This window comes from Parasynechococcus marenigrum WH 8102 (assembly GCF_000195975.1).
Taxonomy (GTDB): Bacteria; Cyanobacteriota; Cyanobacteriia; order PCC-6307; family Cyanobiaceae; genus Parasynechococcus; species Parasynechococcus marisnigri.
In genome coordinates this window covers 1538407-1558833 of the sequence record NC_005070.1, presented here as the reverse complement: position 1 = coordinate 1558833, position 20427 = coordinate 1538407, and the positions used below count along the sequence as shown (strand labels likewise).

Here is a 20427-nt window from a genome sequence, read left to right as displayed (position 1 = left end):
TGGGGACCTGTGGACGTTGGATCTGCCCATCGATCATTTCCGGCTGCTGGGTGTCAGTCCTTCCGCCGATCCAGCCTCCATCCTGCGGCGTCTCCAGACACGCAGCGACAGTCCGCCGGACGATGGGTTCACCCATGAGGGATTACTGCAGCGGCAGGCGCTGTTACATCGATCAGCTGATCTGCTGACGGATCCGAGTGAAAGGGCTGACTACGAGGCAGCGCTGCTGTCGTTGAGCGCGACCCATCCCAATGAGACCGTCGGCCTCGATCTCGCTGCCAGCAGCGAAGTGGCTGGTCTGATCCTGCTGTGGGAGGCCGGAGCGGCCTTGGAAGCATTCCAACTCGCCCGTCAGGGTCTGCAGCCGCCTCAGGCGCCAGCCCTTGGCAGTGGCCGTGAAGCAGATCTCACGCTGCTGGCAGCTCTCGCTTGCCGCGACGCGGCCCGGGATGAACAGCAGCAGCGGCGTTACGAATCCGCTGCACAACTGCTGCGGGACGGCATCGAATTGCAGCAGAGAATGGGCAAGTTGCCGGATCAGCAGGCCCGCCTCCAGCAGGAGCTGGATGACCTGCTGCCCTATCGGGTGTTGGATCTGCTGAGCCGGGATCTGTCCGATGCCGACGCCCGCCAGCAGGGAATCTCCCTGCTGGATCAACTGGTGCGCGATCGGGGCGGTTTGGATCCTGAGGGTCTGGATTCCGAGACCCCAGCTGCCATGGGGCAGGCCGATTTCGAATCGTTTTTCCAGCAGATCCGCCGCTTTCTCACGGTGCAGGAGCAGGTCGATCTCTTCCGTGGTTGGTTCGCGGAGGGCTCCATCGAAGCCGGTTGTCTGGCGGTGTTTGCCCTGGCGGCTGCGGGCTATTCGCGACGGAAGCCTGAGTTCCTCGAGCAGGCCCGCGAACAGCTGCAGCGGTTGGTGGCATCCGATCTGGATCCGATGCCGCTGCTGGGCTGTCTTGATCTGTTGCTGGGCAATGTTGCGGAGGCCTCGCTGCACTTCAGTGCCATCCGTGACGAGGAGCTCCTGAGCTGGCTGGCGGAGCATCCCGGCGACCATCTTGCGGCCCAGTGCGAGTACTGCAGGGTTTGGCTTGAACGGGATGTACTTCCTGGTTATCGGGATGTCGATGCCGCCGGCGTTGACTTAGACGCCTGGTTTGCAGACCGTGATGTGCAGGCCTACGTCGATCGCATCGATCGCCAGTCGGCCCGTCTTGGCTCTGCTGCAACGGTGACAGGGGCTGGATTGAGCTCTGCGCCGTCGGCTGATGCCAGCTCGCCGCATGAAGCGGCGTTGGACGACGACCACTTGCCGGCGGAGGAGGCTCCTTCGTCCGATCCGGCGAACCAAAGGTTGTCCAACCGTCTCAGATGGTTGGCTGCATCACTGGTGGTAGGCCTGGTGGCCGCCTTGGCCGCCGCTGTGATGCTGCGTCCCCGGGAGACGGCTCCGGTGGTCTTGCAACCCGAGCCGGATCGTCAGGACGCCGTTGAACCCAAGCCGTCCGCCCAGGATTCCGCAACCCTGAAACCGCAGGCGATCCTTCAACCTGAGGCGTCCGAGGTCGCAGCTCAGCTGCAACCTCTGCTGAGTGATGCGCCCGATGACGCTCAATTGCGGATGCTTGTTCAGGGTTGGCTTGACAGCAAGGCCCAGGCTCTCCAGGGCCAGCCCTCTCAGCTTCCTGTGGTGGCGCGGCAGCGCTTGATTGATCAGGTTGATCGGGAACGGTCTAAGGCCGTCGTTGCTGGTACCACCACGGTTGTCAAGGCTTCGGTGACATCCCTCGACGTCGTCAGTCGCCAGCCGCGTCGCATCGAATTGCAGGCCCAGGTGGCTTACAGCGACAGCACCACCGATCGATCCGGCACCGTTGTGGATCGCACTGTGCCGGGCAGCCTCACGATCACCTACATCCTGGGTCGTGACGGTGATCAGTGGAAGCTGACGGCCTACATCCCACAAGGTTGATTCTTCGTCGCAGCATCGCTTTTTACGATCGTGCTACTGAATCCACAGAGCCGCCCCAATGTTCGACGAGCTGTCAGCCCGGTTTGAGGATGCGGTCAAAGGGCTGAAAGGCCAGGACAAGATCAGCGACACCAACGTTGAAGTCGCGCTGAAAGATGTGCGTCGTGCCCTGCTGGAAGCCGACGTAAGCCTTCCGGTGGTCAAGGACTTTGTTGCCGATGTGCGCGAGAAGGCCGTCGGTGCCGAGGTGGTGCGTGGTGTCAGTCCGGATCAGAAGTTCATCCAGGTGGTGCACGAGCAGCTGGTGGAGGTCATGGGGGGCGATAACGCCCCTCTGGCCAAAGCGGCTGAGGCGCCAACGGTGGTGTTGATGGCAGGTCTGCAGGGTGCGGGTAAAACCACGGCCACAGCCAAGCTGGGCCTGCACCTCAAGGATCAGGGGCGTCGTGCCCTGATGGTGGGTGCCGACGTTTACCGACCGGCAGCCATTGAGCAGCTGAAGACCCTCGGGGGTCAGATCGGGGTCGAGGTGTTCAGCCTGGGAACGGAGGCCAAGCCGGAGGAGATTGCGGCGGCTGGTCTGGCCAAGGCGAAGGAGGAGGGCTTCGACACCTTGCTGGTGGACACCGCCGGTCGCCTTCAGATCGACACCGAGATGATGGAGGAGATGGTGCGGATCCGCACCGCCGTGCAGCCCGACGAGGTGCTGCTGGTGGTGGATTCGATGATCGGCCAGGAGGCTGCTGAGCTCACCCGTGCCTTCCACGATCAGGTGGGCATCACTGGTGCGGTGCTGACCAAGCTGGATGGTGATTCCCGCGGGGGTGCCGCCCTCTCAATCCGCAAGGTGAGCGGTCAGCCGATCAAGTTCATCGGCACCGGCGAGAAGGTGGAGGCGCTCCAGCCCTTCCATCCCGAACGGATGGCCAGCCGCATCCTCGGCATGGGCGATGTGCTGACGCTGGTGGAGAAGGCCCAGAAGGAGGTTGAGCTCGCCGATGTCGAGAAGATGCAGAAAAAGCTGCAGGAGGCGACGTTCGATTTCTCGGACTTCGTGCAGCAGATGCGTCTGATCAAGCGGATGGGGTCGCTCGGGGGCTTGATGAAGATGATCCCGGGCATGAACAAGCTCGACGACGGGATACTCAAGCAGGGGGAGCAGCAGTTGAAACGGATCGAAGCGATGATCGGTTCGATGACACCGAAGGAACGGGAAAACCCCGATCTGCTGGCCGGTCAGCCGTCCCGTCGTCGCCGCATCGCCGCTGGCAGTGGTCATCAACCGGCCGATGTGGACAAGGTGCTGGCGGACTTTCAGAAGATGCGTGGCTTCATGCAGCAGATGAGTCGTGGTGGAATGCCGGGAATGGGCGGTATGCCTGGCATGGGAGGAATGCCGGGAATGGGAGGAATGCCTGGCATGGGCGGTATGCCGGGTGGCGGTGGGCGGCCCCCCGGTCGCGGCGGTTCTCCAAAGCGCCAGAAGCCAGCTAAAAAGCGTCGCGGTTTCGGAGATCTTTAGGCCGGAAGGTATGGTGGTTGTTTGGCGGCTGCTGCGGCACTGCCTGAATCACTTTCCAACCTCCACACCAAGGCCACGATGATCAAGCTCCGCCTGAAGCGGTTCGGTAAGAAGCGGGAAGCGAGCTTCCGCCTCGTGGCCTGCAACAGCACCTCCCGCCGGGATGGGCGTCCGCTCCAGGAGCTTGGCTTCTACAACCCTCGTACCAAAGAGACCCGTCTCGACACCGAGGCGATTCGTGAGCGTCTTGGCCAAGGTGCTCAGCCCACCGATGTGGTGCGCACGCTGCTCGAGCGCGGTGGCCTGATTGAAAAGACGATCCGCCCTGCGGAAACCGTTGGTAAAGCCAAGCAGGCTGCCAAGCGCGAGGAAGAGGCCAAGCAGGCCGCCAAGGAAGCTGCTGAAGCCAAGGCAGCCGCGGAAGCGGAAGCCGCAGCCGCTGCTGAGGCTGCCAAGGCTGAAGACGCCCCTGACGGTGAGACCGAATCCAGCGAAGGCTGATCTCCCCGGTGCCTGAGGACGGCGCTCGCAGCCGCTTCATTTTTGATCTTCCCGATCCTGAGGCCGCTTTGGCCCTTGCTGGAGCTGCAGAAACCACTCTGCATCGCCTCGAGGCTCTGACAGGAGCGTCGTTGGTGTTGCGGGGCCTTCAATTAATGATCACCGGGCGGCCGACGCAGATCGAGCGGGCCGCTGCGGTGGTGGAACTGGTGAGGCCGATCTGGCAGGACGGGCAAGCCGTCTCCAGCGTGGATCTTCAGGCTGCTCTTGGTGCCCTCAGCCGCGGTCAGGGCGACGACCATGCTGCGATGGGAGAGCAGGTGCTGGCGCGCAGTCAGACCGGTTCGATGCTCAGACCGCGGACGCTGCGGCAGAAGCATTACGTCGATGCCATGGAGCGGCACGACCTCACCTTCGCGCTTGGACCCGCGGGAACGGGCAAGACCTTTCTGGCCACGGTTCTGGCAGTGCGGATGCTAACGGAGCGCAAGGTGGAACGATTGATCCTGACCCGACCAGCTGTTGAGGCGGGAGAGCGACTGGGGTTTCTTCCCGGCGATCTGCAGCAGAAGGTGGATCCCTACCTTCGGCCGCTGTACGACGCTCTACATGCCCTGCTGGGGCCGGACAAAACAACGGTGTTGCTGGAGAAAGGTGTGATTGAGGTGGCTCCGCTGGCCTACATGCGGGGACGCACCCTCAGTGACGCGTTTGTGATCCTTGATGAGGCGCAGAACACCACACCGGCCCAGATGCGCATGGTCCTGACCCGCTTGGGCGAGCGCTCTCGGATGGTGGTCACCGGTGACATCACCCAAGTTGATCTTCCCCAGGGCGTTCCGAGTGGTCTGGTGGAAGCTTCCGATGTGCTGGATGGCGTTGAAGGCGTTGCCGTGTGTCGGTTGACGTCAGCCGATGTGGTGCGACATCCGCTGGTGCAGCGGGTGGTGGAGGCCTATGCCAGCCTCGACGACCAGCGCTCGTCAAGGCCTGTGCGTCGATAGGGAGATCCGAACCCCAGACCCTTGTCAACGCTGGCAGGATGTTTGGAGTGATTGTGGTCTGGTCGACATGCCAGCAAGCAGCAACTTCCAACAGGCCATCCGCGACGCGCAGTCCAGCGCCCTGGTTGGGCCCAATGTGGTCAACAAAGCCCTGCCCTACGTCGGTGGCGGCATGGTCCTCACCTCCGTCGGGGTGATCGGTGGCCTGTCGATGATGGCAACGCCGATGTTCATGCCCCTGTTCTGGGTGGCAGTGATCGGCAATTTGATTCTCTTCTTTGTGGCGCAGAACGTCGCGATGAAGGGCAACAACGCCACGGCGTTGCCACTTCTGGCCGTTTACAGCCTGATCACTGGTTTCACCCTCAGTGGACTGGTGGCTCTCGCGGGTGCGGTTGCCGGAGTCGGAGCCGTCGGAACCGCTGCTCTGGCAACCGGCATCACCTTTGTGATCGCCTCGATTGTGGGGCGTCGCATGAGCGACAGCGTCGGTCAGGCTCTTTCTGGTGTTGTCGGTCTGGGGTTGATCGGCCTGATCCTGGCAATGGTGGTTCAATTCATTGGTGGAATCTTCGCTCCGGCGATGTTCCATGGAACCAGCTTCGAGCTGATGATTGCCGGGTTCGGCACGGTGCTGTTCGTTGGCGCAGCCTTCGTCGACTTCTACACAATGCCTCGTGCTTATCGGGATGAGCAGTACCTGGCGGGTGCCCTCAGCATGTATCTCACCTATATCAACCTGTTCATCTTTATCCTGAGATTGATCATCGTGCTCAACGGCGGTGGCCGCCGCGACTGACACGGTTGACCCCGTTGGGATTGATCCTTTCGACGTTGATTCTCTTCCTGCAGCCCCGGATGATCCGGGGCTTTTTTGTTGGTTAGTGTCAGCCCTCAGTCGTCGGCGACGGCGTAGACGCTCTTGCTGATCGCAACACGCTGCTCGGCGTCGTAGCCCCACTTCTCCAGAAAGGCGACATCGGCGCCTGTGTTGTCGACCGTTGCTTCCAGCAGTTGCTCCAGCCGCTCCTTGACGAGGGCCGGCTCCAGTTGACGCAGCAATTCCGAGCAGCGGCTGCTCACCCGTTGCGATCCTGACTGCTGAGCGCTGTCACCGGAGCGGCCGTGGGTAACCGCCATCGCTGTGCTCATGGCCAGGTTGCGTACGCTCAGATCCACCACGCCCGAGCCGGCGGCACGCAACTGCCCCACCACAGCATCCGGCAGTCGATCCATCAGCGCGCTGTCGCCAGCCAGGCTGACCACAAAGAACCCCCGAGCGCCGTCGCGGCTGGACACCATTTCACCGATTCGGTCCGCCAGCACCTCATCGGTGATCTCCTCGTTCTCCCACTGCTGCAGCCAGGCAGCGGTGATCTCCATCGCCTGCTGGAAGGTGGGTTGCTGCTCCGCCATGGCCGTGATCTGCCCTGCAGGCCAGGCTATGGCCGGAACTGCACAACGAAACGGGGACAGTGACGGCGCAGACTTGCGTCATGCTTTCCACTTCGTCGTCGGAGAACCACCGCTCCGGCTTCATCGCACTGATCGGCAGGCCCAACGTGGGCAAATCCACCCTGGTGAACCAGCTGGTGGGGGAGAAGGTGGCGATCACCTCGCCTGTGGCCCAGACCACCCGTAACCGTCTGCGGGCCATCCTCACCACCGAGGACGCCCAGATGGTGCTTGTGGACACCCCAGGCATTCACAAACCCCACCACTTGCTGGGGGAACGGTTGGTGCAGAGCGCCCGCAGTGCCATCGGCGAAGTGGATCTGGTGGTGCTGTTGCTGGAGGGCTGTGAGCGTCCGGGGCGTGGGGATGCCTTCATCGTCAAGCTGCTGCGGCAGCAGCCGCTGCCGGTCTTGGTGGCCCTGAATAAATGGGACAAGCTGCCGGAGGATCGTCAGGCGGAGGCAGAGGCGGCCTACGGCGAGCTGCTTAAGGAGACGGCTTGGCCGATTCACCGCTGCAGTGCCCTGTCCGGAGAGGGCTGCAGCGCACTGAGCTCGGCGATGGCGGCGCAGTTGCCCCTGGGCCCGCAGCTGTATCCCCCGGAGATGGTCTCTGACCAACCGGAGCGGGTGTTGATGGGAGAGCTGATCCGGGAGCAGGTGTTGCTGCACACCCGAGAGGAGATTCCCCACAGCGTTGCGGTGACCATCGATCGCGTAGAGGAGTTGCCTGCTGGCGGCAAGGGTGGCGGGCGTACGGCTGTGCTGGCCACGGTGATGGTGGAGCGCAAAAGCCAGAAGGGAATTCTGATCGGCAAAGGCGGGGCGATGCTCAAAACCATCGGCCAGGGCGCCCGGCTGCAGATGCAGACCCTGATCGACGGGCCGGTGTATCTGGAGCTGTTCGTGAAGGTGGTTCCCGACTGGCGCAGCAAACCGGCCCGGCTGGCCGAGCTGGGCTACGGGGTGGAGTCCTGATGCTGTCGCTGCTCAGCCGCACCAAGAGCTTCCGTGACCCATGGGTGGGGCAGCCTGCGCTCAATCACAGTTGGCAGTTGCATCGCCGTCGCTTGCAGCTGGCGGAGGCGCTCTGCCGCTGGCGCCGCTGGTTGAGACCGGTCCAGGAGCGCCAGCTGGAGCGGGATGGCTTTCTGGTGGTGCCGGACGTGTTGCCGGAGCCGACATTCAGGGCCGTGCGGGATGAGGTGGAGGCTCACCTGGCTGCCGCTCAGGAGCAGCATCCGATGCCCGCCAACGCGCGAACAGGATTCCAGCCCAAACAGCCGTTCCCCGGGGGGTTCGATCGCTACGACGGCGGCACACTCAACCGATTTCTGCACATCGATCCCGTGACGTTGCCCCATGCGGCGGCGGTGACCCGCGATCCCCGCCTCAGCCGTTGGTCCCGCCAGGTGATCGGTGTGCCGATGGATTCGCGCAAATTGGACGTTTACCTCACGGTTCACGGTGAAGAGAGCCGCACGCCGGATCTGCAGAAGGATCTGCACCGCGACACATTTTTTCGGGCGCTGAAGTTCTGGCTGTTCCTGAGGCCGGTCACGGCAGAGGATGGTCCTTTTGAAGTGGTGCCCGGCAGCCATCGGCTCACCCCAGAGCGGCTGCGCTGGGAGCAGGTCACCGCCAATGCGGCGATTCGCAACCAGCAGCAGCCGGATGTCTCCGGCTCGTTTCGAATCCAGGAGAAGGATCTTGAGGCCCTTGGGCTGCCGGCGCCGGTGACCTTGCCCTGCCGAGCCAACACCCTGGTGCTAGCGGATGTGTTCGCCTTCCATCGGCGTGGGGCCGCTCAACCAGGACGTGAGCGCCTTGCCCTCTACGGCTGGAACCGTCCCTACCCGTTTTTGCCCTTCACCTGGTGAAGCCGACTGAGAAGATGGATTGATGAGCGACCAACCCTTCCCTCCGGTAGATGCCGCAGCGTTTCTCGGGCTCTGTGCCGGCGAGTGGATGAGCCTGCGCAGCAGCTTTGAGCTCTCAAGCGGCGGCGACGATGACTGGCACAGCAGCGAACGCGGAGAGCTGGTGGTGCGTTTCGGCGAAGCAGTGGATGAAGCGGAAGGGGAGCTGGTGGTGACCGCCCCTGGAGGCGCCAGCACCACCCTTCGGTTTCTTCGCGATGGTGCTTTGGCCATCGATGGAACATCCGCGGGGCAGTGGCGCTTCTGGCCTGACGGCAGCATGGAATTGAACCTGTCGCGCCCGGATGGGATGACGGTTCAGGAGCGGATCTGGTTCACCCGCGCCAATCTGCGACTGCGCAGCACCACGGCCACCGATCAGGACGGAACGCCGCGGCAGGGGAGTTTTTGCACGGACATCCGCCGGGTGTCCAAAGCAGCCGCCTGAACCCTGATGGCGCCCTATCGCCTCGATGTGGTGAGTCTGGCGCCGCAGGCCTTTGCGCCCTTGCTCGAGCTGGGGGTGATCGGTCGTGCCTTCGGTAGCGGCATTGCCGAGTTGCATCTCCACAACCCCCGCGATTTCGCCACCGACCGCTACCGCAAGGTGGACGATGAGCCCTACGGGGGCGGCGCCGGCATGGTGCTGAAGCCGGAACCGGTGTTCGCAGCGGTGGAGTCGATTCCCCGGCGCAGCGGTGCTCGGGTGCTGCTGATGTCACCCCAGGGGCGCCCTCTGCAGCAGGCCGATCTGCAGCGTTGGGCCCATGACCATGATCAGCTGGTGCTGCTCTGCGGCCATTACGAGGGCTTTGATGAACGCATCCGCAGCCTTGTCGATGAGGAGGTGTCCGTCGGTGATTTCGTGCTCACCGGTGGCGAGCTGCCGGCGATGACCGTGATCAATGGGGTGGTGCGGCTGTTGCCGGGAACGGTCGGCACAGCCCAGTCACTGGTGGAGGAAAGCCACAGCGCGCTGTTGCTGGAACATCCCCACTACACCCGACCGGCGGAGTTCCAGGGCATGGCGGTGCCGGCGGTGTTGCGGAGCGGAAACCACGCCGCCATCGAGACCTGGCGCCAGCAGCAGCGGGAGCAACGCACGCGGGATCGTCGCCCCGATCTCTATGCACGCTGGAGAATGGCGCGTGATGACGCAGGAGCGGCCATGCAGATGCGGATCGGCAACGGTTATGACATCCACCGGTTGGTGCAGGGCCGACCGCTGATCCTCGGTGGGGTCACCCTGGAGCATCCCGATGGGCTTGGCCTTGATGGCCACAGCGATGCCGATGTGCTGGTGCATGCGGTGATGGATGCCCTGCTTGGTGCGCTGTCGCTCGGAGACATCGGCAAGTACTTCCCGCCGACGGATCCGCAATGGAAGGGCGCCGACAGCCTCCAGCTGCTGGAGCAGGTGGTGGCCTTGGTGACGCAACGGGGTTGGCAGGTGGTGAACGTCGATGCGGTGGTGATCGCCGAGCGGCCCAAGCTGAAACCTCACATCGAGGCGATGCGCGGCAATATCGCAACCCGTATCGGGATCGCTGCCGATGCCGTTGGTGTGAAGGCCACCACCAACGAACGGCTGGGACCGGAGGGGCGGGAGGAAGGCATCAGCTGTCAGGCCGTTGTCCTGCTGGGCCAGCCGTGACTCGCGCCATCGCACTGCTTCTGGCCATGCTGCTGGGGGTTGCAGCACCGGCCATGGCGGAGCAGGGGGTGATTGAACAGTTGCGACTAGCTGTGCCGGCCTCCCATCGCGAGCTCTGGTTGCAGGCCGAGGCAAGCAGCTGGCAGCCCTGGCTGGAGCAGCAATCTGGATTCGAAGGTCGCCAGCTGTTCTGGGATCCACAGCGAGAGGAGGGCCTGCTGCTGATCCGTTGGAGCAGCCGTGAGCAATGGAAAGCCATTCCTGCTGCCGAGGTGGAGCGGGTGCAGGAGGTCTTTGAGGCCCAGGTGAATCAGGCCTTGAAGCGGGATCCGGCCGCAGGGCCGTTGTTCCCCTTGCTGGCGGAAGGCGAACTCCAGGTTCAGGAGCTGCCGTCTCGATGATCGACGCTCGCCTTGACCTGAAGCGACGGGAGCGGCTTGGCATGGTCGAGGCGGTCTGGGGTGAGCACAAGACCGCCGAGCAGATCATCACGATCCTGGAGCGGTTTTCAGCGGCCGATGAGTTGGGTTTGGTGACCCGGGTGTCACCTGAGAAGGCCGATGCGGTGCTGGCAGCTCTTCCTGCTGTGAAGGCTCATGCTCATGCCCGCTGTCTGACCCTTGGGGAACTGCCTGCCCCGCCACCCGGACCGCCGCCCGTGGCGGTGCTCAGTGGTGGCAGCAGTGATCGCAGCGTCGTGGCAGAAGCAACTCTTGCCCTGAGCTGCCATGGCATTGCCGTGGATCCGCTGATGGATGTGGGGGTGGCGGGCCTGCATCGGCTGCTGGACCAGCTCCCACGACTGGAGTCTGCTGTTGTGTTGATCGCCTGCGCCGGCATGGAAGGGGCTCTGCCGACGGTGTTGGCCGGGTTGGTGCCGCAGCCGATCATCGGTGTTCCGGTTTCTGTTGGCTATGGCATTAGCCAGGGAGGCAGGACAGCTCTTGAGGGCATGCTGGCCAGCTGTGCACCTGGGTTGACCGTGGTCAACATCGACAATGGTTATGGAGCAGCTATGGCAGCGTTGCGGATGCTGCGGAATCGTTGAGGGTCAGCCTGCCTGGCCGTCGTTGATCTCTCCCAATCGCTCCAATTCAGCGGAGTTGTGATCGGTTTCAACCTGCTGCAGTGTGCTCATCAGAGCACTCCAATCGGATCGTGAGAGCTCCCCATCCTGTTGCCATTCCATTGCGCGTGGATTGGGAGCCAATGAATTCGATCAAATGTGCTTAATCGAAAACTAGGTGTTGATCCTGAGGAAAAGTGCTCATATTGCGCTCGATCTGCGGAAGAAAATCTTCAGATCCTCAGAGATGCTGCAAATTCGGGTATGCGGTGAGAAGTTCTTCGGCGCTGAGGACATCGCCGCGGCCCTCCGGTTGCCAGATCACCTCAAGGGCCATCAGTTCCGAGGAGGCCGTTGAACCGAGGATGCGCAGCGTTTGGCGCAGCTCTTCACCGGTGCTGGCTCCCTTGAGGCTGGCCGTTGCGGTGGATGCCACCAGCAGGGTGACCACGATGAATTCATTGGTGGCGTCGGCATCGCCCACGTTCTCGGTGGTCCCGCCGGTGAACTTCTGTCCGGCGACATTGCTGGTGAGTTCGGCATCGAGCTTGCTGCGCTCGTTCATCGACAGCCGATTGAACGTGGATTCCGCGCTGCTGAACGGCACACTGCCGCTTTCTGCATTGGCGTAGACCCAAAGCTCAGGCTGTCGCAGCAAGGCCAATGTGGATTCCTGCAGCAGCCGCTGCAGGCCACTGGAGCTGGAGGTGTCGGAGGAGGCCGCCAGTCTGCGCAGGTCCTCCTGGAGCGACTTGGCGCTGGCCAGCATCCCCACCTGCACCTGAAGCATATTGACTTTGCTGGGGACCGCCGGCATTGGCGAACCTCCACCAATGGCAGGGGCGCCGCCCCCTCCGCGGAAGGCGTTCACCAGAACCCCAGCCACGGCCATCAGGATCAGCAGGCCGAACAGTCCACCGCCGCCGAATCCGAAGATCGGAATGATGAACGGGAAGCCGAAGCCACCGCCGCGCATGCCACCGCCATAACCACCGCCGCGGTAGCCACCGCCGCCGCTGCGGGGCATTGAGGGGGCTCGGAAGCTGCCACCCCCCATCCGACCACCGCGGGCGGCATCGGCCGGTTGGGCACTGATCAACCCGAAGCCGAACACCACCAGTGGCACCAGAACGGTGGCCAACAACCGGCGGGTCCAGGTGAGCTTCCGAGCGATCAAAACAACGAACTATTACTTGTTCAACTCTAGGAACCACCTCCAACGATGGTGACGATCTCCAAGCTGTCGCCTTCACCCACTGTTGTGCTGGCCCAGCCACCACGGGGCGCGATCACACCGTTGTGCTCTGCCACCACCAGCTGGGGGTTATGTCCCAAGGCGGCGATCACCGCTTCGAGGGTTGGAGGCATCGGCTCAGGGTCCAGGCAGCGGACTTCGCCATTGACGGTGAGCTTCAGAGCCATGGATTAAAGGGTTGGGCGCGACAGGCTGCTCAGCAGGTTCTGACTGGCCTTTTCGGGATTGTCGGATCCCATGATCGCTCCGATCACCGCCACGCGCCGGCACCCCACTGCCATGAGCGCATCAAGGTTGGCCTGGCTGATGCCACCGATGGCGAACACCGGCTTGTGCGTGATGGCCAGCGCTTCACCCACCAAGGCAGCGCCGATGGCCGGCCGCTCCGGCTTCACGGCGGTGTTGTTGACGGGACCAAGACCCAGGTAGTCGCAGTCCTCGCGGTGTGCTTCCGCCACCTGGTTCAGGGAATGGGTGCTGCGTCCGAGGAGACGTCCGGGGCCGATCAAGCCACGGGCCACATCCGTGGGCAGGTCGTCCTGACCCAGATGAACGCCATCGGCATCCACTGCCAGGGCCAGATCAATCCGGTCGTTGATGATCAACAGAGCGCCGTGATCACGGCAGAGAGCAGCCAGGGTTCTGGCTTCCGCCAGTCGTTCCAGGTCGCTTCCGGATTTACAGCGGTGCTGAACCATGGCCACACCGCTGCGCAGAGCAGTTTTCACGCGATCGACAAGGTCAGGGCATGGGCTGGTGATCAGGCAGAGCTGGCAGTCCTGCAACCGGTTCCGACGGTTGTTGCCGCTGGTAGCTGTGAGGCAGGTCACCTCCAGGTCGTAAAGGCCGTAGCGGATGGCGGCGGCCTCAGCGGACAGAGGGGCATCCACGTTGCGCCCGTATTCCTCCAGCACTCTCAGGGCTTCCTGCACCCGGCCGCAGTTGGCCTCCACGACTTGCCGGGGGCTGTGACGGTCGAGCTGCGCCGGATGCTCCATGCCCGCACCAGGGTCGGTGACGGTGGAGCGGGCTCGCTTGTAGCGCTCCTGATGCAGCTTGCCGAGTCGCTGACGCCAATCCTTCAGGCTGATCACCAGGTCATCCCGCTCCAGTCCGAAACGGCACCAGTCCTCAACGACCCTCAGCCCTTCGCGGGCTCGATCGAGATTGGCATCGATCAGCCTTGCCACACGAGGATCCAAGGACGACTCGCAACCCATCAGATTCGTGGCACCCTTTGGAGGATCGCACTCCCTTGAGTCATGGAGAATGGTGGGTCTGACAGTCCCATGCACGTTCTTGTATGGGGCATCGTGTTGCTGGGGGGAATCGGCGTGTTCATCGTCTGGGGCCTGGCCAACGCTTACCCAACACCGGTCTGAACCGACAAGAGCGACCGGGCCTGGTCGGCATCTCGGCCGATCTGAGCACTGAGTTCCTCCAGTCCGCTGAACCGCTGCTGACCGCGGAGTCGCTGCACGGGTTCCACCGTCAGCTGACGGCCCTCCAATTCGATCGTGCGGTCGAGCAGGTGCACCTCCACAGCCGAGGGGGAGGTGGGATCCACCGTCGGTTGCGGACCCATATTCATCACAGCGGCCAGGGGTTGATCCCCGCCGTCCACCCAGGCCCAGGCGGCATACACCCCCAGTGCCGGCAGGAACTTGCGGCCGTCCACCTGCAGATTGGCGGTGGGCCAGCCCAGTTCGCGGCCCAGACCACGGCCCCGCACCACCCGACCGCGGAAACGGTAAGGACGGCCCAGCAGGGACTTGGCGGTGTCCAGATCGCCGATGTCCAGCGCAGCGCGGATACGGCTGCTGCTCATCCGTCCGTTGCCGTCCTCCACGATCTCCGTCACCAGCACCTCCACCCCCCTGGCCGCGGCTACCTGGCGGAGTAGGTCAGCGTCTCCACTGCGCTTGTTTCCGAAGCGGAAGTTGGCCCCCACGACGATCCGCTGCGCCTGCAGGGTGTCCAGCAGCACGGTGTTGACGAACGCTTCTGCACTCAGCTGGGCCAGCTCCGGGGTGAAGGGAACCAGCACCAGCTGCTCGATGCCCAGCGGCTGCAGCAGCTCCAGCTTTTCGCTGGGCAGATCCAGCCGCAGTCGGGCTTCACCGAACAGCACCTCCCGCGGGTGGGGCCAGAAGCTCACCACAGTGGGCACCGCAGTGGAACCCGCGATGGCCTGGCCGATCACACGGCGGTGTCCGGCATGCAACCCATCAAAACTGCCCAGTGCCAGAGCGGTCGGCCTGCGGGCGTCCTGTGGCGAACAAAGGGGGATCAACGCGGGGTGCAGACGGTGCGCTTTGGTGGCAAGTTTGGACGACTGACCCCCCAGCCATGGCGGATCGCCTTGATTTCCAGCAGCTGTCCTTCGGCGTGCGCCGAATGGGCTGGATCCGCTTCTGGATTCAGGTGGTGCTCGGCGTCGTGGTGGTGGGGGTGCTGCTGTTCAACAACGTGGGCGGCAGCCTGGCCCGAAACGCAGAGCGCGCCGTCGGCCTTGGCCCTGGCCTCTCTCTGACGACCCTGGCTTTCCTGGTGCTGCTCTACAGCCTGTGGCAGGGCTGGTTGATCGTGCGCACCGGTCGGGCGATCGACAGCGGCGCCAGGCCAAGTCGCGGGGAAACCGCTCGCCTGATCAAACGGGGGTTGATCGCAGACCTGCTGGGTCTTGTGTTCGCGGCCATCGGCTATCAGGCCCTGGCCGGCAGCCTGTTTGTGCAGGCGTCGATGCAGACGCCTGGCATCGCCATCGGAGGTCGTGGCATGGCGGACAACCTGGCCATCACCTCCCTGGAGATGCTGTCGGTGCTCAGCAACACCCAGGTGCTGTTCGCCCACTTGATCGGCCTGCTGTTCTCGCTGTGGTTGCTGCAGCGGATCTATCGCACCAGCTGATCCTTCAGCTTCAGCTGCGGCAGTCCACTGAGGGATCCCCGCCAGAACAGATCGGGTTGGATCGGGGTCAGGGATGGACTGTTGGCATGGATCTGGGCCACATCGCTGGGCCAGTCCCGCGGACCTTCACCGGCGGACTCCAGGTCGTTCACCACTTCACCGGCTAGCCAGTAATAGGCCCGACCCCGCGGGTCCACCCGGGAACTGAACTGCTCGTCGTAGCGGCGGATCGACAGGCGGGTCCAGCGCAGCGGGCCCATGGCGTCCCGATTGCAGGGGGGAATGTTGAGGTTGAGCAGCAGGTTCTCCGGCCATTGATCCGCCAAGGCCTGTTCGGCGACCTCCACTGCCAATTCGGCGCCGGCCTGGAACTGCCGCCACTGGAAGCAGGCGCTGCTGATCGCCATCGATGGAATGCCCTCCAGGGTTCCTTCCATCGCTGCAGCGACGGTGCCGGAGCAGAACACATCGGTACCCAGGTTGGGGCCGTGGTTGATGCCGGAGAGCACCAGATCAGGTTTGTCCTTCACCAGTTCGAACAGGGCCAGCTTCATGCAATCCGCCGGTGTGCCGGAGCAGGCCCAGGCGGTCACGCCAGGAACGAACAGTTCATCGGCCCGCTCAGCCCGGATGGGGGTCTGCAGCGTGAGGCCATGGCCGGTGGCGGAGCGCTCCTGATCCGGGCAAACCACTGTGACGTCGTGGCCGCGGGCGACGGCCGCCGCCGCCAGGGTGCGGATGCCTTCGGCGAAGACGCCATCGTCATTGCTGATCAGGACCCGCATGGCTTGGCTGGTGGGTGGGGGGAACCTAAGCGGGCTGGCTGCTTACAGTCAGTTGCCTTTAGCCACAGGCCCGTGAGCGCCCCGGTCACCCTGCAGCAGCTCACCGATCAGCTGGATGCGCTCGAGCAGCAGGCCACAACCGAAATCTCCGAGGCCTCCGATGCCGCAGCCCTCGAACAATTGCGGGTAGGTCTGCTGGGCAAAAAGGGACGGATCTCGGGGGTGCTCTGGGCCATGGGCAAGCTGCCGGGCAGTGAACGACCGCTGGTGGGTCAGCGGGCCAATGTGCTCAAAACCCAGGTGCAGAGCCTGCTGGCTGAGCGTCTTGCGGCGGTGAAGCAGGCGGCGATGGCGGAACGCATCGCCCGCGAAAGCATTGATGTGACGGCGCCGGCGTCGGGGATCCCGATGGGGCATCGCCACCCCTTGATCACCACCACCGAGGAGATCGTCGATCTGTTTCTCGGCCTCGGATACAGCGTTGCCGAAGGGCCCGAGGTGGAGAAGGACTACTACAACTTCACGGCGCTGAACATTCCCGAGGATCATCCAGCCCGGGACATGCAGGACACCTTCTACCTGCAGGGTGATCTGCTGCTGCGGACCCACACCTCACCGGTGCAGATCCGCCACTTGGAACAGAACCCCCCACCGGTGCGCATCGTCGCCCCTGGACGGGTGTATCGACGCGATGCCGTCGATGCCACCCACTCGCCGGTCTTCCATCAGGTGGAGGTGCTGGCCATTGATGAGGGACTCGACTTCAGCCACCTGCGCGGCACGGTGATGGCCTTCCTCAAGGCTTTCTTCGGTGATCTGCCGGTGCGTTTCCGGGCCAGTTACTTCCCGTTCACGGAGCCTTCAGCCGAGGTGGACGTGCAATGGAGGGGACGATGGCTGGAGGTAATGGGCTGCGGCATGGTTGATCCCGCTGTGCTGGAAGGTCTCGGCCTCGATCCCGAGCGCTACAGCGGCTTTGCTGCAGGTCTCGGCGTTGAACGCTTCTGCATGGTGCGTCACGGCATTGATGACATCCGCCGGCTTTACACAAGCGATCTGCGCTTCCTCGAACAGTTCTGACTCCCATAAGCTGAATAAGCCTTAGTTGCAGCGGTCAGTGCCCCGGATCGGACTGATCGTGAATGACGGCAAGCCGCTGGCGGTGCAGACGGCAGACACCATTCAGCAACGGTTGGAGCTGGCTGGCCACGCGGTGGTTCGCGCCAGCAGTTCCGGTGGCATGGTGGGCTTCGCCAATCCGGATCAGCATCTCCGCTTGCTGGGCTACAGCGCCTGCGTGCCGGAGGGGTTCAACAACAGCATGGCCCTGGCGATCGTGCTGGGCGGTGACGGCACGGTGCTGTCGGCAGCGCGGCAGACCGCACCGGTGGGGGTTCCGATCCTGACCATCAACACCGGCCATCTGGGCTTTCTGGCGGAGGCTTATCTCGGCGATCTCGACCGGGCACTGGAGGTGGTGCTCACCGAGCAGTGGACGATCGAGGAGCGCAGCAACCTGGTGGTGAGTGTGATGCGAGGGGACCAGCGCCGCTGGGAAGCTCTGTCGCTCAACGAGATGGCACTGCACCGGGAGCCGCTCACCAGCATGTGTCACTTCGAGATCGCCATTGGGCGTCATGCGCCGGTGGATATCGCTGCCGATGGCGTGATCCTCTCCACCCCCACCGGCTCGACGGCCTACGCCCTCAGTGCCGGCGGTCCAGTGATTTCACCCGATTGTCCGGTGCTGCAGCTGACGCCGATCGCTCCCCATTCCCTGGCCTCCCGCGCGCTGGTGTTCAGCGACCGTGAACCGGTGACGGTGTTCCCGGCGACTCCTGAACGTCTGATGATGGTGGTGGACGGCAGTGCTGGTTGCTATGTCTGGCCTGAGGACCGCGTTCTCATCCGTCGTAGTGAACACCCGGTGCGTTTCGTGCGGTTGGTGGATCATGAGTTCTTCCAGGTGCTGCGCAACAAGCTGGGTTGGGGCCTGCCGCACATCGCCAAGCCAGATAAGGGATGACCGCTGACCCGCTTCTGCTGTTGGTGGGAGCGTCAGCGGTGGCTCTGGCTCCACGGCTGGCGGCATCGGGCTACAGCACAGTTGATTGGCTCAGTGCCGGTGTGGCCTCCAGCACGGTGCAGGTGGGTGAGGAGCCGCTGGCGGCTGTTCTGGCTGCTGATCAGGCCGCCAAGGTGCGGGACCTGCGTCAGCGCTTCCGGGGGATGCCGATCCTTCTGGATCTGGAACAAGACAGCGTTGATGCCAGGGCGGCCTGTCTCTGCGCAGGGGCGGATGACTTCTGGCTGTCGTCCATTGCTCCCAGTGATCTGCTGCTCCGCCTGCGACTGCATCGCACCGTGCAGGCCCGCCTGGGTCAACGGCCGACGTTGCTTGAACTGGGTGATCTCAGTCTTGATCCCGCCACCCGTCACGTGCGACGGGCCGGCCGCACCGTGGCTCTCACGGCCCGGGAGTTCGCCCTGCTGCTGGTGTTGATGCGGTCGCCGGGAGAGGTGTTCAGCCGTGAGCAGTTGCTGCAGGAGGTCTGGCAGGACGAACGGGCCAGCAGCAATGTGGTGGAGGTGTATGTGCGCTACCTGCGCCAGAAGCTGGAAGCCGACGGCGAATCGCGGTTGCTGTTGACGGTGCGCGGTCGTGGTTACAGCCTCGGTCCTGTCGTCGGGGACGGTTGAGCATGGATCTGCCGGCACCGCAGCAGCTGCCCGTCACCGCGCAATGGTGCCTGGAAGACCGACGCTGCATCGCCCTGGAGGTGGCCCGCACCCCAAAGCAGCAGCAGATCGGTCTGATGCAGCGGCCGGCCTTGCCACCGCTGCGTGGCATGTGGTTTCCCTTTGACCGTCCCAGGCTGCTGAGCTTCTGGATGCTCAACACCCTTGCGCCGCTGGACATGCTGTTTCTGCGGGACAACCGGGTGATGGCCATTGCGGCTGATGTTCCGGTCTGTCCGAAGCTGCCTTGCCCCAGCTACGGCCCGGCGGATCCCAGTGACGGGGTGGTGGAGTTGCGGGCCGGGGAGGCCCGTCGTCTGGGCATTCGCCCTGGCGATCAAGTCCAGATTGAGACGATATCGTATTAATAAATAAACGATTATGTCACGATTACGTGCCTTTTAGGCTCAGGATTGGGTTCATCGGTGCCAGGCGGGTGCCATCGCTGAGGGGTTGGCCTCGCCAGGCCTGCAATTGATTGAGCTGCACCGTCAGTCCTGACTGCTCCATCAGCGGCCGCAGCGTGGCCACCGCTTCAAGGGTCGCCAGCGGAATCACCACGATCCCCGATGGACGCAACCGTTGCAGCACTGCCTTCAGCAGCGCCTCGCGATGGGGGCCGCCACCACCCAGCAACACGCGATCCGGTTGGTCCAGGCCGTCAGGCAGATCGGCGGACAGCAGGCTCAGCGCATCGGTTTCCACCACGGCGCTGGGCATCACCTCGAGCCGCTTTGCATTGGCCTGGATCAAGGCAGCCCCACCGGCCCGGCGCTCCACCGCCAGCAGCCTGAGCTGGGGCCGTAGGCGAAGGGCCTCCAGTCCGATGCTGCCCGTGCCGGCGCCAAGGTCCCAGAGCACTCCCTGATCGGGCAGATCCAGATCCGCCAGCAACTGGATGCGTGCCTCCCGCTTGGTCATCAGCCCGGGGTGATCCGGGTGCTGGAGGTACAGGCCATCCTCCAGACCGAACAACGGCAACGCCCTCGAGTTCGGAATGGACGGTTCCTCGGCAATCAACAGTGCCACCAGCAATGGCTGCAGTGGCTCCGGCAGGGGGGCATCGGCCGGGATCAGCCGCATCCGTTCGTCGGCATGGCCAAGGTTTTCCCCCAGCCAGAGCTGATAGCTCGCCTCCAGACCGCTGCTGCGCAGACAGCGGCGCACGGCGTCGGCACCGCCACGGCCAGGGTCGGTGAGCACCGCCAGGGCCCTCGGCCGCGTCTGCAGTTCCCGGGCCAGGGGCTCGGGATCGCGTCCATGCAGGCTCACCCAGCGGGCGTCCTGCCAGGGACGACCGATGCGGGCAAAGGCCAGTTGCAGGCTGGTGGGCGCGGGATGAAAGCGCAGCCGCTCCGGCCCGAGGCGCTCCGCCAGGATTCTGCCGATGCCGAACCAGAGCGGGTCCCCACTGGCCAGCACCACCGCGTTGGTTTGAGCGGAGAGAGCGCTGAGCACCTCCACCAGATGGCGGGGGTCGTCGCTGTCGATCAGGGGAACCGGGCTTTCCAGCCATGTTTCAAGGGCTGGCTGAAGGCGGCGCGGTGCAGCGATCTGTTCGGCAGCTCGAATCAGGGCTTGCTGCGCAGCGGGCAGCGAGGCCGGTGCCCCTGCGTCAGTACCGATCACATCGATCATTC

General features: G+C 63.9%; 24 protein-coding genes. 16 read left to right on the top strand and 8 right to left on the bottom strand.

From position 1 onward, the window contains the following. Positions 1-16: 16 nt before the first annotated feature. From TX72_RS08155 to TX72_RS08135, 5 genes are all read left to right on the top strand, one after another. Positions 17-1978: an IMS domain-containing protein gene (locus tag TX72_RS08155; RefSeq protein ID WP_011128483.1), complete on the top strand. Its 1962-nt coding sequence runs from the start codon at positions 17-19 to the stop codon at positions 1976-1978. A gap of 58 nt (positions 1979-2036) precedes the next feature. Further along, positions 2037-3500: a signal recognition particle protein gene (gene ffh / locus TX72_RS08150; RefSeq protein WP_011128482.1), complete on the top strand. Its 1464-nt coding sequence runs from the start codon at positions 2037-2039 to the stop codon at positions 3498-3500. A 78-nt stretch (positions 3501-3578) separates the two neighbouring features. Next, positions 3579-4001, top strand: coding sequence for a 30S ribosomal protein S16 (rpsP, locus tag TX72_RS08145; protein WP_011128481.1), 423 nt, complete (start codon positions 3579-3581; stop codon positions 3999-4001). Between the two features lie 8 nt (positions 4002-4009). Next, on the top strand, positions 4010-5005 hold the full coding sequence (locus TX72_RS08140; protein ID WP_011128480.1) for a PhoH family protein: 996 nt from the start codon (positions 4010-4012) through the stop codon (positions 5003-5005). Between the two features lie 67 nt (positions 5006-5072). Further along, entirely contained in the window at positions 5073-5804 is a 732-nt protein-coding gene (locus TX72_RS08135) for a Bax inhibitor-1/YccA family protein (protein ID WP_011128479.1), read from the top strand. A 95-nt stretch (positions 5805-5899) separates the two neighbouring features. Here TX72_RS08135 and TX72_RS08130 read toward each other — a convergent pair whose 3' ends face one another. Continuing rightward, on the bottom strand, positions 5900-6421 hold the full coding sequence (locus TX72_RS08130) for a sll1618 family protein (protein WP_011128478.1): 522 nt from the start codon (positions 6419-6421) through the stop codon (positions 5900-5902). 80 nt (positions 6422-6501) lie between these two features. Here TX72_RS08130 and era point away from each other — a divergent pair, with 80 nt between their 5' ends. The 6 genes from era to larB are packed head-to-tail and all read left to right on the top strand — an operon-like array spanning position 6502 to position 11080. Further along, entirely contained in the window at positions 6502-7437 is a 936-nt protein-coding gene (gene era, locus TX72_RS08125) for a GTPase Era (RefSeq protein ID WP_011128477.1), read from the top strand. After that, positions 7437-8339, top strand: coding sequence for a phytanoyl-CoA dioxygenase family protein (locus TX72_RS08120; RefSeq protein ID WP_011128476.1), 903 nt, complete (start codon positions 7437-7439; stop codon positions 8337-8339). The genes era and TX72_RS08120 overlap by 1 nt, the downstream gene beginning before the upstream one ends. Before the next feature lie 22 nt (positions 8340-8361). Further along, entirely contained in the window at positions 8362-8826 is a 465-nt protein-coding gene (locus tag TX72_RS08115; protein WP_011128475.1) for a phycobiliprotein lyase, read from the top strand. Between the two features lie 6 nt (positions 8827-8832). Beyond that, positions 8833-10032, top strand: a complete 1200-nt coding sequence (trmD, locus tag TX72_RS13265; RefSeq protein ID WP_011128474.1) for a tRNA (guanosine(37)-N1)-methyltransferase TrmD — start codon at positions 8833-8835, stop codon at positions 10030-10032. Beyond that, the gene (locus TX72_RS08105) at positions 10029-10433 is read left to right on the top strand and encodes a TIGR03792 family protein (protein WP_011128473.1); all 405 of its coding nucleotides are present in this window, start codon (positions 10029-10031) and stop codon (positions 10431-10433) included. The genes trmD and TX72_RS08105 overlap by 4 nt, the downstream gene beginning before the upstream one ends. Continuing rightward, positions 10430-11080 (top strand): nickel pincer cofactor biosynthesis protein LarB, encoded by a 651-nt coding sequence (larB, locus tag TX72_RS08100; RefSeq protein ID WP_011128472.1) that lies wholly within the window; start codon positions 10430-10432, stop codon positions 11078-11080. The genes TX72_RS08105 and larB overlap by 4 nt, the downstream gene beginning before the upstream one ends. A gap of 3 nt (positions 11081-11083) precedes the next feature. Here larB and TX72_RS14225 read toward each other — a convergent pair whose 3' ends face one another. From TX72_RS14225 to TX72_RS08080, 5 genes are all read right to left on the bottom strand, one after another. After that, complete coding sequence (locus TX72_RS14225; RefSeq protein WP_011128471.1) at positions 11084-11242, bottom strand: DUF8633 family putative protein; 159 nt, start codon at positions 11240-11242, stop codon at positions 11084-11086. Between the two features lie 97 nt (positions 11243-11339). Beyond that, positions 11340-12275, bottom strand: coding sequence for a DUF1517 domain-containing protein (locus TX72_RS08095; protein WP_011128470.1), 936 nt, complete (start codon positions 12273-12275; stop codon positions 11340-11342). 26 nt (positions 12276-12301) lie between these two features. Next, positions 12302-12520, bottom strand: a complete 219-nt coding sequence (gene thiS / locus TX72_RS08090) for a sulfur carrier protein ThiS (protein WP_011128469.1) — start codon at positions 12518-12520, stop codon at positions 12302-12304. 3 nt (positions 12521-12523) lie between these two features. Beyond that, positions 12524-13573 carry a thiamine phosphate synthase gene (locus TX72_RS08085; RefSeq protein ID WP_011128468.1) on the bottom strand — a complete coding sequence of 350 codons (1050 nt, stop codon included), beginning with the start codon at positions 13571-13573 and terminating at the stop codon, positions 12524-12526. 143 nt (positions 13574-13716) lie between these two features. Further along, complete coding sequence (locus TX72_RS08080; RefSeq protein WP_011128467.1) at positions 13717-14646, bottom strand: bifunctional riboflavin kinase/FAD synthetase; 930 nt, start codon at positions 14644-14646, stop codon at positions 13717-13719. Positions 14647-14702: 56 nt separating this feature from the next. Here TX72_RS08080 and TX72_RS08075 point away from each other — a divergent pair, with 56 nt between their 5' ends. Next, a complete protein-coding gene (locus tag TX72_RS08075; RefSeq protein ID WP_011128466.1) occupies positions 14703-15263 on the top strand; it encodes a DUF3611 family protein in 561 nt (186 codons plus the stop codon). On the opposite strand, the gene surE is transcribed toward TX72_RS08075, so the two are convergent. Then, positions 15248-16048, bottom strand: a complete 801-nt coding sequence (gene surE / locus TX72_RS08070) for a 5'/3'-nucleotidase SurE (RefSeq protein WP_011128465.1) — start codon at positions 16046-16048, stop codon at positions 15248-15250. The genes TX72_RS08075 and surE overlap by 16 nt on opposite strands. A gap of 72 nt (positions 16049-16120) precedes the next feature. Between surE and pheS the strand changes: the two genes are divergently transcribed. From pheS to TX72_RS08050, 4 genes are read left to right on the top strand one after another with little or no spacing between them, the layout of a single operon-like run. Next, positions 16121-17128: a phenylalanine--tRNA ligase subunit alpha gene (gene pheS / locus TX72_RS08065; RefSeq protein ID WP_011128464.1), complete on the top strand. Its 1008-nt coding sequence runs from the start codon at positions 16121-16123 to the stop codon at positions 17126-17128. Positions 17129-17165: 37 nt separating this feature from the next. Continuing rightward, complete coding sequence (locus TX72_RS08060) at positions 17166-18074, top strand: NAD(+) kinase (RefSeq protein ID WP_011128463.1); 909 nt, start codon at positions 17166-17168, stop codon at positions 18072-18074. Then, entirely contained in the window at positions 18071-18748 is a 678-nt protein-coding gene (locus TX72_RS08055) for a winged helix-turn-helix domain-containing protein (RefSeq protein WP_011128462.1), read from the top strand. Before TX72_RS08060 ends, TX72_RS08055 begins: the two co-directional genes overlap by 4 nt. Positions 18749-18750: 2 nt before the next feature. Next, the gene (locus TX72_RS08050) at positions 18751-19155 is read left to right on the top strand and encodes a DUF192 domain-containing protein (protein WP_042503696.1); all 405 of its coding nucleotides are present in this window, start codon (positions 18751-18753) and stop codon (positions 19153-19155) included. A gap of 22 nt (positions 19156-19177) precedes the next feature. Here the strand turns inward: TX72_RS08050 and TX72_RS08045 are convergent, their stop codons facing one another. Next, positions 19178-20425, bottom strand: coding sequence for a bifunctional cobalt-precorrin-7 (C(5))-methyltransferase/cobalt-precorrin-6B (C(15))-methyltransferase (locus TX72_RS08045; RefSeq protein WP_011128460.1), 1248 nt, complete (start codon positions 20423-20425; stop codon positions 19178-19180). Between the last annotated feature and the right edge of the window lie 2 nt (positions 20426-20427).